General features: G+C 63.0%; 14 protein-coding genes. 6 read left to right on the forward strand and 8 right to left on the reverse strand.

Features of this window, described 5'->3' with window-relative positions; translation table 11 throughout:
• Nucleotides 1–6 precede the first annotated feature (6 nt).
• Nucleotides 7–1,020 (reverse strand): zinc-binding alcohol dehydrogenase family protein, encoded by a 1,014-nt coding sequence (locus ACX3OW_RS11030; protein WP_459095810.1) that lies wholly within the window; start codon nt 1,018–1,020, stop codon nt 7–9.
• Nucleotides 1,017–1,727: a FadR/GntR family transcriptional regulator gene (locus ACX3OW_RS11035; RefSeq protein ID WP_459095811.1), complete on the reverse strand. Its 711-nt coding sequence runs from the start codon at nt 1,725–1,727 to the stop codon at nt 1,017–1,019. The genes ACX3OW_RS11030 and ACX3OW_RS11035 overlap by 4 nt, the downstream gene beginning before the upstream one ends.
• A 317-nt stretch (nt 1,728–2,044) precedes the next feature.
• Here ACX3OW_RS11035 and ACX3OW_RS11040 point away from each other — a divergent pair, with 317 nt between their 5' ends.
• Together ACX3OW_RS11040 and ACX3OW_RS11045 are read left to right on the forward strand one after the other, a co-directional pair.
• Nucleotides 2,045–2,692 carry an RraA family protein gene (locus ACX3OW_RS11040; RefSeq protein ID WP_459095812.1) on the forward strand — a complete coding sequence of 216 codons (648 nt, stop codon included), beginning with the start codon at nt 2,045–2,047 and terminating at the stop codon, nt 2,690–2,692.
• Nucleotides 2,692–3,426: a FadR/GntR family transcriptional regulator gene (locus tag ACX3OW_RS11045; protein WP_459095813.1), complete on the forward strand. Its 735-nt coding sequence runs from the start codon at nt 2,692–2,694 to the stop codon at nt 3,424–3,426. Before ACX3OW_RS11040 ends, ACX3OW_RS11045 begins: the two co-directional genes overlap by 1 nt.
• A gap of 76 nt (nt 3,427–3,502) precedes the next feature.
• Here the strand turns inward: ACX3OW_RS11045 and ACX3OW_RS11050 are convergent, their stop codons facing one another.
• From ACX3OW_RS11050 to ACX3OW_RS11060, 3 genes are read right to left on the reverse strand one after another with little or no spacing between them, the layout of a single operon-like run.
• On the reverse strand, nt 3,503–5,770 hold the full coding sequence (locus ACX3OW_RS11050; protein ID WP_459095814.1) for an NADP-dependent malic enzyme: 2,268 nt from the start codon (nt 5,768–5,770) through the stop codon (nt 3,503–3,505).
• A gap of 36 nt (nt 5,771–5,806) precedes the next feature.
• Entirely contained in the window at nt 5,807–6,232 is a 426-nt protein-coding gene (locus ACX3OW_RS11055; protein ID WP_459095815.1) for a GlcG/HbpS family heme-binding protein, read from the reverse strand.
• 20 nt (nt 6,233–6,252) lie between these two features.
• Nucleotides 6,253–8,418, reverse strand: a complete 2,166-nt coding sequence (locus ACX3OW_RS11060) for a malate synthase G (RefSeq protein WP_459095816.1) — start codon at nt 8,416–8,418, stop codon at nt 6,253–6,255.
• A gap of 152 nt (nt 8,419–8,570) precedes the next feature.
• On the opposite strand from ACX3OW_RS11060, the gene ACX3OW_RS11065 reads away from it, so the two are divergent.
• Together ACX3OW_RS11065 and ACX3OW_RS11070 are read left to right on the forward strand one after the other, a co-directional pair.
• Nucleotides 8,571–9,389 carry an IclR family transcriptional regulator gene (locus ACX3OW_RS11065; protein WP_459095817.1) on the forward strand — a complete coding sequence of 273 codons (819 nt, stop codon included), beginning with the start codon at nt 8,571–8,573 and terminating at the stop codon, nt 9,387–9,389.
• Nucleotides 9,390–9,652: 263 nt separating this feature from the next.
• Nucleotides 9,653–11,104 carry an aspartate ammonia-lyase gene (locus tag ACX3OW_RS11070; RefSeq protein ID WP_459095818.1) on the forward strand — a complete coding sequence of 484 codons (1,452 nt, stop codon included), beginning with the start codon at nt 9,653–9,655 and terminating at the stop codon, nt 11,102–11,104.
• Between the two features lie 55 nt (nt 11,105–11,159).
• Here ACX3OW_RS11070 and ACX3OW_RS11075 read toward each other — a convergent pair whose 3' ends face one another.
• Genes ACX3OW_RS11075 through ACX3OW_RS11085 form a run of 3 tightly spaced genes read right to left on the reverse strand, consistent with a single transcriptional unit; the run spans nt 11,160 to nt 13,692 of the window.
• Complete coding sequence (locus tag ACX3OW_RS11075) at nt 11,160–12,335, reverse strand: acetyl-CoA C-acetyltransferase (RefSeq protein WP_459095819.1); 1,176 nt, start codon at nt 12,333–12,335, stop codon at nt 11,160–11,162.
• Entirely contained in the window at nt 12,332–12,979 is a 648-nt protein-coding gene (locus tag ACX3OW_RS11080; RefSeq protein ID WP_459095820.1) for a 3-oxoacid CoA-transferase subunit B, read from the reverse strand. The genes ACX3OW_RS11075 and ACX3OW_RS11080 overlap by 4 nt, the downstream gene beginning before the upstream one ends.
• Nucleotides 12,979–13,692 (reverse strand): CoA transferase subunit A, encoded by a 714-nt coding sequence (locus tag ACX3OW_RS11085; protein ID WP_459095821.1) that lies wholly within the window; start codon nt 13,690–13,692, stop codon nt 12,979–12,981. Before ACX3OW_RS11085 ends, ACX3OW_RS11080 begins: the two co-directional genes overlap by 1 nt.
• A gap of 75 nt (nt 13,693–13,767) precedes the next feature.
• On the opposite strand from ACX3OW_RS11085, the gene ACX3OW_RS11090 reads away from it, so the two are divergent.
• Nucleotides 13,768–14,349 carry a helix-turn-helix transcriptional regulator gene (locus tag ACX3OW_RS11090; RefSeq protein WP_459095822.1) on the forward strand — a complete coding sequence of 194 codons (582 nt, stop codon included), beginning with the start codon at nt 13,768–13,770 and terminating at the stop codon, nt 14,347–14,349.
• Between the two features lie 132 nt (nt 14,350–14,481).
• Entirely contained in the window at nt 14,482–16,074 is a 1,593-nt protein-coding gene (gene ctaD / locus ACX3OW_RS11095; protein ID WP_459095823.1) for a cytochrome c oxidase subunit I, read from the forward strand.
• Nucleotides 16,075–16,080: the final 6 nt, after the last annotated feature.

The raw sequence follows: 16,080 nt of genomic DNA on the forward strand, positions 1-16,080 counted from the left end.
GGGGTCCTAAACTTCGATGACGATCTTGAGCGCGTCGGGGTGGCTGGCCCAATAGGGCAGCGCCTGATCGGCTTCGGCGAAGGGGAAAATGCGAGTGATCAGGCCATCGGCAGCCTCGCCCAGCGTCTCGAGATAGGCGATCACCGCCTCGAAATCGGCCAGGGTCGCATTGCGCGAGCCCATGATGTCGAGTTCCTTGAGGTTGAAAAACCGCGTCTCATAGGTGACCGGGGCCTTGGAATAGCCCACATAAACCACCCGCCCGGCAAAGCCGGCAAAGTCGATGGCTTGGGTGAAGGTGATCGGCAGGCCCACGGCCTCGATCACCACATCGGCGCCATCGCCCTTGGTCAGGGCTTCGATGCGGGCGGCCACGTCCTCGCTGGACGCATCCACCGCGTGGGCCGCGCCATAGGTCTTGGCATAGGCGGCCTTGTCGGCATTCACATCAATGGCGATGACTTCGGCGCCGCGGGCGGCGGCGGCCACAATGGCCCCCATGCCGATCATGCCGCAGCCGATCACTACCACCACCTCGCCTGCCGTCACGGCACCGCGCGCCACGGCGTGGAAGCCCACGGAGAGCGGCTCGACCAGCGCCAGATGGCGGGCGGCCAGGGTGTCGTTGCGGATCAGCTTGGCGTAGGGGAGCACGATGGAATCGGCCAGCCCGCCATCCTGCTGCACACCCAGCGTCTTGTTGTAGCGGCAGGCATTGGTGCGGCCCTTGCGGCAGGCCGAGCAGGCGCCGCAACTGGTATAGGGCAGCACCACTACGCGCTGACCCATGGCGTAGTCGGCCGGAACGTCCGGGCCGAGCGCAGCGATTTCGCCACCGATCTCATGGCCGGGAATCCGGGGCAAAGTCACCAGCGGATTGAGGCCGCGAAAGGTATTGAGGTCGCTGCCGCAGAGCCCGACATGGCGCACCGCGACCAGCACTTCGCCCGGTCCCGGCGTGGCCGCGGCAATGTCGTGCAACGCAGTACGGCCTTCGGCTTCGATCATCAGGGCTTTCATGCCAGTGGTTCCGTTGTGGTGGGTAGGGCCAGATCGCGCAGCATGGTTTCCTCCAGCACGCCCTCGCTATAGCGATAGTGGTCGGTGCAGGTGGCGAGCAGATCTGGATAGGAGCGGCGGCGCAGCGCCGCGACGATGCCGCGATGATTGTCGGCGGAGGCAATATCGTGGCGCGGCACGTGCTTGCCGATTTCCATGTAGAACACGATGCTTTGGGCCAGCACGCGATAGAGCTTGCGGATCACGCCATTGCCCGACGCCTCGACCATCAGATTGTGGAAGGCATAGTCGGCCTCAGCGGCCTGCCGGGCGGTCAGCGCCCGTTCCATCAGCACCACATAGCCTTCGAGCTTATCGATATCGGCGTCGGCAATATTCTCCACGACCGCCGGCAAAATCCCCAGCTCGATGAAGCGGCGGAATTCCAGCAGGTCCTTGCAGGTATTGAGGCTGCGGTCGAAATATTGCGCGAAAACGTTAAAGGCCACGGAGATATCGGGCGTGCAGACCCGGGGTCCACGCTGGGTCTTTTCGACATAGCCATAGGCCTCCAGCACGATCAGGGCTTCGCGCACGGTATTGCGCCCCACCCCGAAACGCTCGGCGTAAAGCCGTTCGTTGGGAAGGTAGTCGCCCGGCTGATGCAGCGTCTGGATCTCGGTCTTGAGCGCCTCCAAAACGCTCTGAACCGCCGATACGCGAACCATTCCTCACTCCATGGTCCAACAATGGGACCATGCGCTGGTATGGAAGATATTTGGTTGAGTCAATGGGGGGGCGATGTTCCTTGGCTGGCCTTTAAACGGAAAAATGCAGCCGAACGGGATGCCTCTGCCGCTGCCATGCGCGGCGACCTGGCGCCCGGTAATGCCCTCGCAGCCCGCCGATAGATCGCTGCTGCCGCTGTGTTAACCCTTGGCGCAAAACCAGATTTTTGATTCATCTGATGAATGATTGTCAAAGCAAAGAAGCTGTGGCACGATTTGTCGTCACTGCCGCAATGGGCGGCTACAGAGGAGATTGCATGCCTAGTCTGACCGAGCGCCTTGCCGCCTGCTATTCTGGTGTCGTTTACGACATCATGCGCGACATGGGGCTGCCGCCGGCGGTGTTGCCGAACACCATCCGCTCGCTTGAAGCCGGCGTTAAGATCGCCGGTCCGGTATTCACCATGCGTGGCCGGCCGGACAATTCGATTGGCGCGCATGAGTCGCTGCTGGAATGGACCAGCTTCCTGTCCAAGGCGCCGTCGGGTCACGTGGTGGTATGCCAGCCGCAGGACACCTCGCGGGCCCTGATGGGTGAATTGTCAGCCGAGGCGCTCAAGCTGCGCGGCGTGCTGGGCTATCTGGTGGATGGCGGCGCGCGCGACGTGAGCTTCATCAAGAAGATCGGTTTCCCGGTGTTCTGCAGCTACACCTCGCCGGTCGACGTGGTGGCCAATTGGCGGCCGGAGGCGTTTGACGAGCCGGTGACCATCGGCAATATCGTGATCTATCCGGGCGACTATATTCTGGGCGATGAAGACGGGGTGGTGGTGATCCCGGCGGCGCATGCCGAAGAGGTCATCGAGCGCTGCGAAGTGGCCGTCAATACCGAGAGCCTGGTGCGCAAGGCGATTCTGGCCGGCGAAGACCCGCAGACCGCCTATATCAAGCACGGCAAGTTCTGATGCCCGGCGCAGTGGCGAGACCAGCCGCCGCCCATAATCTGGGCAAGGGCAAGATCGCCACTGCGGTTGCGGTGCTCGGCGAAAAGATCGTGGCGGGGCATTTCCCGCCCGATACCCCGCTGCCGGTCGAGGCCCATCTGGCCCGCGAAATACAGGTCGGGCGCAGCGTGCTGCGCGAAGCGATCAAAGTGCTGGCCGGCAAGGGCATGGTCTCGGCCCGGCCACGCCACGGCACGGTCATCCTGCCGCGCGAGCAGTGGAACCTGTTTGATCAGGATGTGCTGCATTGGTTGTTGCGACCCGATGCCGTCACGCCCAAGCTGGTTGCCGACATTGTCGCCGCGCGCAAAATCATCGAGCCGGAAGCGGCGCGGCTGGCGGCAACTCATGCCAATGACGCCGACCGGCAGGCGATCCTCGGAGCGTATCAGGACATGGTTGCCGCCGCAGCCGACCCCGTCGCTTCGGTGGCCGCCGATATACGGCTCCATACCGCCATTCTGGACGCCTCGCATAATTTGATCCTGCAGGCCTTCGCACCGGCGATTACGGTGATTTTGGACGCTTTTTTCCGGATCAGCATCCAGAACCCCGACATTTTCGCCAGCAACCTCGGGGCGCATGGCGACTTGGCCAACCAGATTGCCGCCAACAACCCGGCTGGGGCGTACCAGGCCATGCACGCCGTGCTCGCGACCACCGAAGCCGATCTGGTCAAGCGGCTGAAGCTCTAACCCTCAATGGACTGAACAAAAAAGGGTCGCCCCTCGTGCGAAGGGCGACCCTTTTTGGCTTTGCGTGGCGTTGGCGCTAGTGAATCGCCTCATTGGCAGCGATGGCGGCCATGTTGACGATGCCGCGGCTGCTGACCGAGGGGGCCAGGATATGCGCCGGCTGGCGGGTGCCCATCAGAATGGGGCCGACGGGCAGGGCGTTGTTGAGTTCCTTGAGCAGGGTCATCGACAGGTTGGCCGATTCCAGATTGGGGAAGATCAGCAAATTGGCTTCGCCCTTGAGCACCGAATTGGGGACATAGCGTTCGCGCAGGCTTTCATTGATCGCCAGATCGCCCTGCATTTCGCCATCGACCACGAGGTCTGGCGCCACATCCTTGAGTGTTGCATAGACCGTGCGCATCTTCTCGCTGGTCGCCCCATCGCGTGAGCCGAAGTTGGAATAGCTCAGCAGCGCCGCCTTGGCCTCGATATTGAAGCGCTTGAGGTGGTTGCGTGCCTGCAGGGTGATGGCAATGATCTCTTCGGCCGAAGGGTCGATATTGACATAGGTATCGGCCAGGAAGAACACGCCACGGTTCATCACCAGCATCGACAGCGCCGAAAGCTGGCTGGCTTCGGGCGCCAGCCCGATGACCGACTGGATGTCGCGGGCATGCTTGATGAAGCGACCCTGCAAACCGCAGATCAGCGCATCGGCCTCGCCCCGGCGCACCGCCAGAGAGCCGATGACGGTGGTATTGGTGCGCACGATGGTGCGTGCGGTATCGGGCGTTACGCCCTGGCGACCCACCAGCTCCAGGAAGTCGGCGACATAGTCGCGATAGCGCGGATCGTCCTCGGGATTGACGATATCGAAGTCGCGCCCGGCCTTTAGGGTCAGGCCGAAGCGGGCGATGCGCTGCTCGATCACCGAGGGGCGGCCGATCAGGATAGCCCGGCCGATACCGTCCTCCAGCATTACCTGGGTGGCGCGCAGCACGCGCTCGTCCTCGCCATCGGCAAAGGCGATGCGCTTGTTCTGCCCCTGGGCCCGCTCGATCATTGGCTTCATGACGAGGCCCGACCGGAACACGAAACGGTTGAGCTGGTCGCGATAGGCGGCAAAGTCGGCGATCGGCCGCTTGGCCACACCCGACTCCATCGCCGCCTTGGCCACGGCCGGCGCAATGCGCAGGATCAGGCGCTGGTCGAAGGGATTGGGGATCAGATATTCCGGCCCGAAAATGGCCGGCACACCATGGGTGCTGGCCTCCAGCCCCGGCTCATGCGCCAGCTTGGCAATGGCATGGGCTGCGGCCGCCTTCATCTCCTCGTTGATGACGGTGGCGCCGCAATCGAGCGCCCCCCGGAACAGAAAGGGGAAACACAGGACGTTGTTGACCTGGTTGGGATAGTCCGACCGGCCGGTGCAGATCATCGCATCGGGGCGAGCTTCGCGCGCCAGTTCGGGCATGATTTCGGGGGTCGGATTGGAGAGGGCCAGGATCAGCGGATTGGCCGCCATGTCCTTCATCATCTCGGGTTTCAGCGCCCCGGCCTTTGACAGGCCGACATAGATGTCGGCGCCGGCCATGACTTCGCTGAGCTCGGTCTTGTCGGTCTGCTGCGCGAAGGCGCCGCGCCAGCGGTCGACGGTGTTATCGCGCGCCTTGGTCACCAGCCCCTTGGAATCGGCGATCCAGATGTTTTCACGGGTGGCGCCCACGGCAATCAGCATGTTCATGCAGGCGATGGCGGCGGCGCCGGCCCCGGAGGTCACGATCTTGACCTTGGCGATATCCTTGCCCGTCAACTCCATGGCGTTGAGCACTGCCGCAGCCACGATGATGGCCGTGCCGTGCTGATCGTCATGGAACACCGGGATGTTCATGCGCTCGCGCAAAGCTTCCTCGATCTCGAAGCATTCGGGGGCCTTGATGTCCTCGAGATTGATGCCACCGAAGCTGGGCTCGAGCGGCGCCACGATGTCGATGAAGCGCTGCGGGTCCTGCTCGTTCACCTCGATATCGATGGAGTCGATGCCGGCGAACTTCTTGAACAGCACCGCCTTGCCTTCCATCACCGGCTTGGAGGCCAGCGCGCCGATATTGCCGAGGCCGAGCACGGCGGTGCCGTTGGAGATCACCGCGACCAGATTGCCCTTGGAGGTGTATTTATACACCGCCTCGGGATCGGCCGCGATTTCCTCGCAGGGAATGGCCACCCCCGGCGAATAGGCCAGCGCGAGATCGCGCGTGTTGGCCAGTGGCTTGGTCGAAACGATCTCCAGCTTGCCGGGTCTGGGATATTCGTGGAAATGCAGCGCGGCGTCGCGCAGGTCGGTGGTCTTGTTTTCAGTCATGACGTGTCCTCGTTGCGCCGCCGTCAGCGTTCTGGGTTAGGTCCTGGTTGCCAGGAAATGATCTATGCCGGCCTGGGCGACATCCTGGTCCTGCGCCGGGGTTCCCGAGCTGACGCCGATGCCGCCGACGACCTGTCCATCCACGGATACGGGCAGGCCACCACCCACCACCATCAGCCGCCCGCCAATGGCGCTGTTGATGCCATAGGCCGGGCTGCCAGGCTGGCTGGAAGCACCATATTCGTGTGTCGCGCGCTTGGCCGCAGAGGCCGTGTAGGACTTGTCGATGGCAATAGTAGAACTGGTAATTTTGCCGCCGTCCATCCTCTCGAAAGCAATGAGATTGCCACTTTCGTCGGTGATGGCGATGCACATGGGAACGCCGATGGCGTCAGCGCGGGCGCGCGCGCCCTCCAGCAAAAGTCCGGCGTCGGCGAGGTCGAGGCGGGTAATCGTCAACATATTGTTTCTCCTGATAGAATTTAAGCGGCCTTGGCCTGGCGGCGACGGCGATGCAGCACCGGTTCGGTGTAGCCATTGGGCTGTTTTGCGCCCTCAAGCACCAGTTCCAGCGCGGCCTGGAAAGCGACGTTATCCGCAAAACCCGGCGCCATGGACCGATAGTTTGAATCGGCCTGGTTCTGGCTGTCCACTACCAGCGCCATGCGCTGCATCGACTCGGTTACCTGGGCCTCGGTGACGAGGCCGTGCTGCAGCCAATTGGCGATGTGCTGGGACGAAATCCGCAACGTGGCCCGGTCTTCCATCAGCGCCACATCGTTGATGTCCAGCACCTTGGAGCAGCCAATGCCCTGATCGATCCAGCGCACCACATAGCCGAGAATGCTCTGGCAATTATTGTCCAGCTCCAGCCGCACCGCATCGTCGGACAGATTGCGGCCGTCGAGCAGAGGCGGGGTGAGGATCGCATCGAGCGAGGCAGTTGGGCGGGCGGCAATGACCTGCCGGACCTGCGCGACATTGACCTGATGATAATGGGTGGCGTGCAGCACCGCAGCGGTGGGCGAGGGGACCCAGGCGGTGTTGGCGCCGGATTTGACATGGCCCAGCTTGGCGGTGAGCATTTCACCCATATCGTCGGGTTTGGCCCACATGCCCTTGCCGATTTGGGCGTGGCCGTCGAGGCCGGCCTTCAGCCCCTGGTCGACATTGTTGTTTTCATAGGCGCCGAGCCAGATCGCATCCTTGATCTCGCCCTTGGGCAGCACCGGCCCGGCCAGCTTGCTGGTGTGGATTTCGTCGCCGGTGCGATCGAGAAAACCGGTATTGATGAACACCAGCCGCTGGCGCACCGCCCGGATGCATTCCTTGAGGTTGACGCTGGTGCGGCGCTCTTCGTCCATGACGCCCACTTTGAGCGTGTTGCGCGCCAGCCCGAGAATGTCCTCGACGCGGTCGAACAGCGTATTGGTGAGCGCCACTTCCTTGGGGCCATGCATCTTCGGCTTGACGATATAGACGCTGCCGGTCCGGCTATTGCGCAGCCCGGTTTGCTTGGCCAGATCGTGCATCGCAGCCAGCGAGGTCACCATGGCGTCAAGAAAACCCTCGGGCGTCTCGTTGCCATCAGCATCGAGCACGGCATCGGTGGTCATCAGATGCCCGACATTGCGCACCAGCATCAGGCTGCGGCCGGTCAGCGAGATTTCGCTGCCATCAGGGGCGGTATAGTGCCGGTCGGCGGCCAGTGTGCGGGTATGGTCCTTGCCGCCCTTGGTAAAGGTCTCGGCGAGGTCGCCCCGCATCAGGCCCAACCAGTTGCGATAAACCGCGACCTTGTCCGCGGCATCGACCGCGGCAACCGAGTCTTCGCAGTCCTGAATGGTGGTCAGCGCCGATTCCACGACGACGTCGCTGACGCCGGCGGCGCTTTGCTGGCCCACCGGGCTCGTCTTATCGAGGTGAATTTCGAGATGCAGGCCATTGTTCTTGAACAGCAGCACCTGCTTGTCGCCCGCCGCCGAGGAACCGACAAACTGGCTCGGATCAGCGAGGCCGGACGCCGCGCCATCCTTGAGGGCAATCTGCAAGCCATTCGACCCGGATGCATAGCTGGCGACGTCGGCGTGGCTACCCTGGGCGAGCGGGATGGCTTGATCCAGAAACGCCATTGCCCAGGCGACGACGGCCGCGCCGCGCTGCGCGTTATACTGCTTGCCGGGGGCCAGTTCGCCGCTGACATCAATCGCGTCAGTGCCATAGAGCGCGTCGTAGAGGCTACCCCAACGGGCATTGGCCGCATTGAGGGCAAAGCGGGCATTCATCACCGGCACCACGAGCTGGGGACCGGCCAGCGTGGCGATTTCGGGATCGACACCGGTGGTCTCGATTTTGAAGTCATCGCCTTCGGGAACAAGGTAGCCGATGTCGTGCAGGAAGGCCTTGTAGTCTTCCAGCGCGAAAACCTGTCCGCGCCGCGCCTGATGCCAGGTGTCGATCTGCGCCTGGAGCTGGGCGCGCTCGGCCAGCACCGCCGTATTGACCGGCCCCAGGTCAGCCAGCAGGTCGGCATAGCCCTGCCAGAAAACATCCTGGCTGACGCCGGTCCCGGGCAGCGCTTCCACTTCCACAAACGCAGCGAGTTCGCTCGCGATCTGCAGGCCGTGCTTTGGAACATAGCTAGTCATGGAAATCTCCGCATTATTACCTGCTGACGGACCTAGGATGTTCCGGTGGCGCGAGCGACCGGGCAGCCAATAAATTTCACCATGCGGAAAAGTCTTGCGCTCAAGCGTCCGACGGGCTGACGGCGATGGCCCCAGGCTGGTAGAAACGCCGGATGACAGACACAGCATCACCTAAGCCAAAGGGGCCAGTCCGTTCGAGCGGCGTTCAATCCGTCGAGCGCGCCATGTCGCTGCTGGAAGTGCTCGGCGAGGACGAGGAAGGCTATCGCCTGACCGATCTGGCGCATCGGACCGGGCTGTCGCCATCGACCGTGCATCGCCTGCTCACCAGCCTCGAGAAGCGCAAATTCGTGCAGTTCGACCAGTCCGACGGCATGTGGCATGTCGGCCGGATGGCGTTTTCCGTCGGTTCGGCCTTTGTGCGCCAGCGCAATTTTGTGGCGCCGGCCTTGCCGTTCCTGCGGCGGCTGCGCGACCAGACCCGCGAGACCGCCAATCTCGGCGTGGTGGACGAGGGCGAGCTGGTGGTGCTGACGCAGATCGAAAGCCGCGAGATCATGCGCGCGATCACGCGGGTGGGCGGCCGGGCGCCGATGATCACCTCGGGCATGGGCAAGGCCATCCTCGCGACCTACAGCCCGGCGGATGTCTCGGCCATCGTCAGCAGCCAGGGCATGCGCAAATCGACCGCCAACTCGATCACGCGGGCCTCGGATTTGCGCACTGAACTCACCACCATCCGGCAGCAGGGCTATTCGGTGGACGATCAGGAATTCGTCACCGGGCTCCGCTGCATCGCCGCCGTGGTTTATAACCATCAGGGCGAGGCGCTGTGCGCGATTTCCGTGTCGGGCCTGGCGCAGCGGCTGACCACGGACCGCATCCCGGCCATCGGGCAATTGCTGGCCGATACCGCGCGGGAAATGACCCTGGCGCTGGGGGGCAGGCTGCCGGGGCACAATGAGCCGTGACGCGCTGATTTTCACATGGCGGCAAAGTGGCGAACTCTGATTGCCGGCCCGAGAGCCTGCCGGTCCGAGCACGCGTCTTAAGACTTGAACGCGGCCATGGGCTTGGTAAACGATCCGATCTATGGTCTGATAATCGGGCTATGGACCAGTAATTTCGACCAGGTCCTTACCCTGCCGCTCCTCAGACTGGCGCCGGCGAGCCGCGTGATCCTGCTTCGGATGCGCGGCTCTTTTGCAATTTCTCCAACCTGTGACTTACGCCAATGATGCAACATTCCTCGATCCCTCCCCCTGTCCGCCGCGAATATGATTCCCTCGGGCCGGTGGATGTTCCCCTTGATGCCTATTACGGCGCGCAGACCGCACGGGCGCTCGCCAATTTCCAAATTTCCGGCATGACCATCGGTCACTACCCGGCGCTGATCCGCTCGCTGGCGATGATCAAGCTGGCCGCCGCGCGGGCCAATAAGCGGCTCGGCGATCTGAGCGACGAAAAATGCGAGGTCATCGTCCGGGCCTGTCAGGATGTCATCGATGGCGGGCTGGCCGACCAGTTCACGCTCGATGCCATTCAGGGCGGCGCCGGCACCTCGACCAACATGAACATGAACGAGGTCATCGCCAACCGCGCCCTCGAATATCTGGGCAAGGCCAAGGGCGAGTACGCCCATCTGCATCCCAACAACGATGTGAACCTCTCCCAGTCCACCAATGACGTCTATCCGACGGCCATAAGGCTGGCGATCCGCTTCAGCTATCTGGACCTGTCCAAGTCGCTGACGCGTCTGGCGCGGGCCTTCGAGGCCAAGGCCGGGGAATTCCGCGATGTGGTGAAGCTGGGGCGCACCCAGTTGCAGGACGCCGTGCCGATGACCCTGGGCCAGGAATTCATGGCTTTCGCCGATACGCTTGACGCAGATGTGGCGCGGCTCGACGCGACCGCCGCGTTGATGCTCGAGGTCAATCTGGGCGGCACCGCCATCGGCACCGGCATCACCGCCGACCCGGCCTATGCCGGCATCGTGGTCGAAGAGCTGGGCCGCGTCACCGGCCTGCCCGTCATTGCGGCGGCCAACCTGATCGAAGCCAGCTGGGACACCGGCGGGTTCGTGCTGTTCTCGGGCATGCTTAAAAGCATCGCCGTGAAACTGTCCAAAATTTCCAACGATTTGCGCCTGCTGTCCAGCGGCCCGCGCGGTGGGATTGGCGAGATCAATCTGCCGCCAATGCAGCCGGGTTCGTCGATCATGCCCGGCAAGGTCAATCCGGTGATCCCCGAGGTGGTCAGCCAGGTGGCATTCCAGGTGATCGGCGCCGATGTGGCTGTCACCATGGCCGCAGAGGCCGGCCAGCTTCAGCTCAATGCCATGGAGCCGGTGATCGCGTTCAACATCCTGCAGTCGTTGAGCCTGCTGACCAATGCCGTCGATACGCTGACCGACAAATGCGTGGTCGGTATCACCGCCAATGTCGAGCAGTGCCAGCGCCATCTGGAAGCCGGGGCGGCGCTGGCCACCGCGCTGACCTCGCTGATCGGCTATGAGCGCTCCGCCGAGCTGGCCCACCAGATCCTGGCAACCGGCAAGACGATGCGGCAGCTGCTCGAAGAGGACCAGCTGATCTCCGATGAACTGATCGAGCAGGCCCTCGATATCCAGGCCCTGACGCGTCCGTCGCGCATCCGCGCCAAGGCGCGTGTCGCCGTTCCGGGCTAATTGATTACCGGCTCGCCGGCCGCCAAGGCGGTCGGCGAGCCAACTATGCGCAGCGCTAGAGGCGCTCGACGCAGAGCGCCACGCCCATGCCGCCGCCGATGCACAAAGTGGCAATGCCGCGACGATTATTGCCGCGTTGCAGCTCATGCAGCAGGGTCACCAGAATACGCGCGCCCGAGGCGCCGATGGGGTGGCCGATGGCGATGGCGCCGCCATTGACGTTGACCTTGTCACTATCCCAGCCCATTGCGGCGTTGACGGCGCAGGCCTGTGCCGCAAAGGCCTCATTGGCCTCAATCACGTCGAGATCGGCAATGGTCCAGCCGGCCTTGGCCAGCGCCTTCTGCGACGCCGGGATCGGCCCGGTGCCCATCACGTCCGGGCTGACACCCGCCGTGGCCCAGGAGGCGATTCGCGCCAGCGGCTGTAAGCCGCGTCGCGCGGCTTCATCCGCATGCATCAGCACCAGCGCCGCCGCGCCATCATTGAGGCCCGAGGCATTGCCAGCCGTCACCGATCCTTCGCGGTCAAAGGCAGGGCGCAGCTTGGCCAGGCCCTCGGCGCTGGTATCGGCGCGAATATATTCGTCCTGATCGACAATCACCTCGCCCTTGCGGGTCTTGACCGTAACCGGGGTGATCTCGGCGCTGAACCGGCCGGCGGCTTGCGCGGCGGCCGCCTTCTGCTGGGAGGCGAGCGCAAAAGCGTCCTGCTGGTCGCGGCTGATGGTAAACTGGCGGGCGACGTTTTCCGCCGTGATCCCCATGTGATAGCCGCCGAAAGCATCCATCAGTCCGTCCACCACCATGGTATCGACCAGACTGATCGGCCCCATCTTCGTGCCGGCGCGCAAGGCCTGGCAGTGCGGCGACAGCGACATCGATTCCTGACCACCGGCCACGACGATGCGGGCATCGCCGGTCAAAATCTGCTGCATGCCCAGCGCCACGGCACGCAGGCCCGAGCCGCAGACCTGATTGATGCCGAAGGCGGTGGCCGAAGCCGGCATGCCGGCCAGCATGGCGGCCTGACGCGCCGGGTTTTGCCCGGCGCCGGCAGTGAGAACCTGACCGAGAATGGCCTCGTCAATTTCACCAGCCTCGACCTTGGCGCGGGCGAGGGCCGCCGTGATGGCCGCAGCGCCCAGCTCGTGGGCCGGTACGGTGCCCAGACTACCGAGAAAGCTGCCGACCGGGGTGCGAGCGGCGCTGACAATGACAATGTCGCTCATGATTTCAGCCCGATCACAAAACTGGCCTCGGTCTTGGCCGTGATTTCATCGACGGACACGCCATCCGCCAGCTCGATCAGGGTCATGTTCGCTTCGCCGCGCCGGGTCAGGGTGAACACGCCCAGATCGGTGATCACCACATCGGCGACGCGCTTGCCAGTGAGGGGCAGGGTGCAGGCCTTGAGCAGCTTGGGCTCGCCCTTGGCCTCATGCTCCATCACCACCACCACGCGCTTGACGCCGGCCACCAGATCCATGGCGCCGCCCATGCCCTTGACCATCTTGCCGGGGATCATCCAATTGGCCAGATCGCCATTCTCGGCCACCTGCATGGCGCCCAGAATCGACAGGTCGATATGGCCACCCCGGATCATGCCAAAGCTGTCGGCGCTGGAAAAATAGCTGGTCAGCGGCAGTTCGGTGATGGTCTGCTTGCCGGCATTGATCAGGTCAGCGTCTTCGTCACCTTCATAGGGGAAGGGGCCCATGCCCAGCATGCCGTTTTCGCTTTGCAGCCGCACATCCATCCCGGCGGGGATGTAGTTGGCCACCAGCGTCGGGATGCCGATGCCGAGATTGACGTAAAAGCCGTCTTCGAGTTCCTGAGCGGCGCGGGCCGCCATTTGATCGCGGGTCCAGGCCATCAGACGATCTCCCCTTCGCGCTGGCGCAGTGTGCGCTGTTCGATATGTTTGGTGGCGTTCGGCACATGCACGAGGCGCGACACGAAAATGCCGGGCGTATGGACGCTATCGGGCTCGATCTCGCCGCTGGGCACCAGATGCTCCACCTCGGCAATGGTGAGCTTGCCGGCGGTGGCCATCATCGGATTGAAGTTCCGCGCGGTCTTGCGATAGACTAGATTGCCTTCGTGATCGCCCTTCCAGGCATGGACCAGCGACACATCGGCCACGAGGCCAGTTTCCATCACATAGTCTTCGCCGTCGAAGCTGCGCACTTCCTTGCCTTCGGCAATCAGCGTGCCGACGCCGGTCTTGGTGTAAAAGGCCGGGATGCCCGCCCCACCGGCGCGAATGCGCTCGGCCAGCGTGCCCTGCGGGTTGAATTCCAGCTCAAGCTCGCCCGACAGATATTGCTGGGCGAACAGCTTGTTCTCGCCGACATAGGACGAGATCATCTTGCGGATCTGCTTGGTCGCCAGCAACTGGCCGAGGCCAATGCCGTCGACGCCGGCATTGTTGGAAATCACCGTCAGCTCTTTGGCGCCGGAGAGTTTGACCGCGTCGATCAGTGTCTCGGGAATGCCGCATAGGCCAAAGCCGCCCGACATGACCACCATGCCGTCGCGTAATTGGCCAGCCAACGCTTCGGCCGCACTCGCAAAGATTTTGCGCATCCCTTGCCTCCTCAAGACATAATGGCCAGAGGCTAGTTCTTGCGCAGGGGAGGGAGTTAGTCGTATTTATACGACATGCCCCTTGCCCCCTTATCCTTCGCGCTCGCCGATATTCCGGTGCCAATGGTGTTCGCCACGCACCGCATCATTCGCGACTGCAATGAGGAATTCGCCAGACAGTTCGGCTATGTAAGGGCCGAGCTGATCGACACCAGTTTCGTCCGGCTCTATCCGGCGCTGGCCGATTTCGTTCGCACCGGCGAGAGCTGGCGGGTGCATCTGCCGGGCGGCTCGGTCTATTACGACGAGCGCATCATGGCGCGGGCCGATGGGCAGCGTTTCTGGTGCCGGGTCAATGGCCGCTCGCAGGAGCGCACTGATCCGTTTGCGGCAGCCCTCTATTGCTTTGAAGCCTTCAGCCGGCCGCTGGGCGACCCGACGATGACCCTGACCGGGCGGCAGCGGCAGATTTTGACGCTGGTAGCGCAGGGCAAAACCAACGCCGCTATCGCCGTCGAACTGGGACTGTCCAAACGCACCATCGAGGCGCATCGCCTGCGCCTCGCGCGCTCTGCCGGTGTCAGTAATACGGCGCAGCTCGTGGCCTGGTTCCTGTCGGTGGAGGGATTGGACGATCGCATATCAGTGCAAAAATAATCATATGAACGGCCAATAATATTCGTTGGTCTGATCTTGAATTCGCCCATAGGGTGGTGGTGAGCATCGAGACGCTCACTCCTCCTTGATCTGGAACCCAGCGCCTCCTGCGGATTTTTGCCGGAGGACCAGATGGATATCGCCGCCCCAATCGCCGCTCCCAATCGGAGCCTGTTCAGGCGCTGGGTGCTGTCGACCAATCACAAGGATATCGGCACCCTCTATCTGGTGTTCTCGATCCTGGCCGGGGTGCTCGGCACCGGCCTGTCATTCGCCATTCGCCTCGAATTGCAGCAACCGGGGCTGCAAATGTTCCACAATACCGATCTCTACAACGCTGTGGTCTCGGCCCATGGGCTGGTGATGATCTTCTTCGTGCTGATGCCGGCGCTGATCGGCGGCTTCGGCAACTGGTTCGTGCCGCTGCTGATCGGCGCACCGGATATGGCGTTTCCGCGCCTGAACAACGTGTCGTTCTGGCTGCTGGTCGCCTCCTTCATCCTGTTCCTGATTTCGCTGTTTGTCGAAGGTCCGTCGGGCTCCAATGGCCATAGCGGTGGCTGGACCCTCTATCCGCCGCTCTCGACCTCGGGGCAGCCGGGGCCGGCGGTGGATTTCGTCATCCTGTCGATCCATCTGGCCGGCGTGTCGTCGATTCTGGGCGCCATCAATCTGATCACCACCATCTTCAACATGCGCGCGCCGGGCATGACTTTGCACAAGATGCCACTGTTTGGCTGGGCCATGCTGGTGACCGCCTTCATGCTGCTGCTGTCACTGCCGGTCCTGGCTGGCGCCATTACCATGGTGCTGACCGACCGCAATTTCGGCACCACCTTCTTCTTCCCGCAGGGCGGGGGCGATCCGGTGCTGTATCAGCATCTGTTCTGGTTCTTCGGCCACCCCGAAGTTTACATCATGATCGTGCCGGCCTTCGGCATTGTCAGCCATGTGGTCTCGACCTTTTCGCAGAAGCCGATCTTTGGCTATCTGGCCATGGTTTACGCCATGGTGGCGATCGGCTTTATCGGCTTTCTGGTGTGGGCCCACCACATGTTCACCACCGGCCTGTCGCTGAATGTGCAGGCCTTCTTCATGACTGCGTCGATGGTCATCGCCGTGCCGACCGGCATCAAGGTGTTCTCCTGGCTCGCCACCATGTGGGGCGGCTCGATCACGTTTCGCGTGCCGATGCTGTGGGCCATCGGCTTCATCCTGCTATTCACCATTGGCGGCGTTACCGGCGTCCTGCTGGCCAGCGCCGGGCTCGATCACACCCTGCACGACACCTATTATGTCATCGCCCATTTCCACTATGTGCTGTCGCTGGGCTCGGCCTTCGCCATCTTTGCCGGCTTCTACTACTGGTTCCCCAAAATGAGCGGCTATCTCTACAATGAGACGTTGGGGCGGATTCACTTCGGGCTGATGTTTGTCGGGGTCAATATCGTGTTCTTCCCCCAGCATTTCCTCGGCCTCGCCGGCATGCCGCGCCGCTATGTCGATTACCCCGATGCCTTCGCCTTATGGAACCTGGTGTCGTCCATCGGCGCTTATCTCTCGACGGCGGGTTTTCTGGTGTTCCTCGTCACCGTCGCCGAAGCCTTCATGGCCAGGCGGCCGGCCCCCGACAATCCGTGGGGCGTCGGCGCTACCACGCTGGAATGGACCCTGTCGTCACCACCGCCGGAGCACCAGTTCAGCACCCTGCCGCAGATCGCCTGAGCGGCG

This window comes from Devosia sp. A449 (assembly GCF_054489375.1).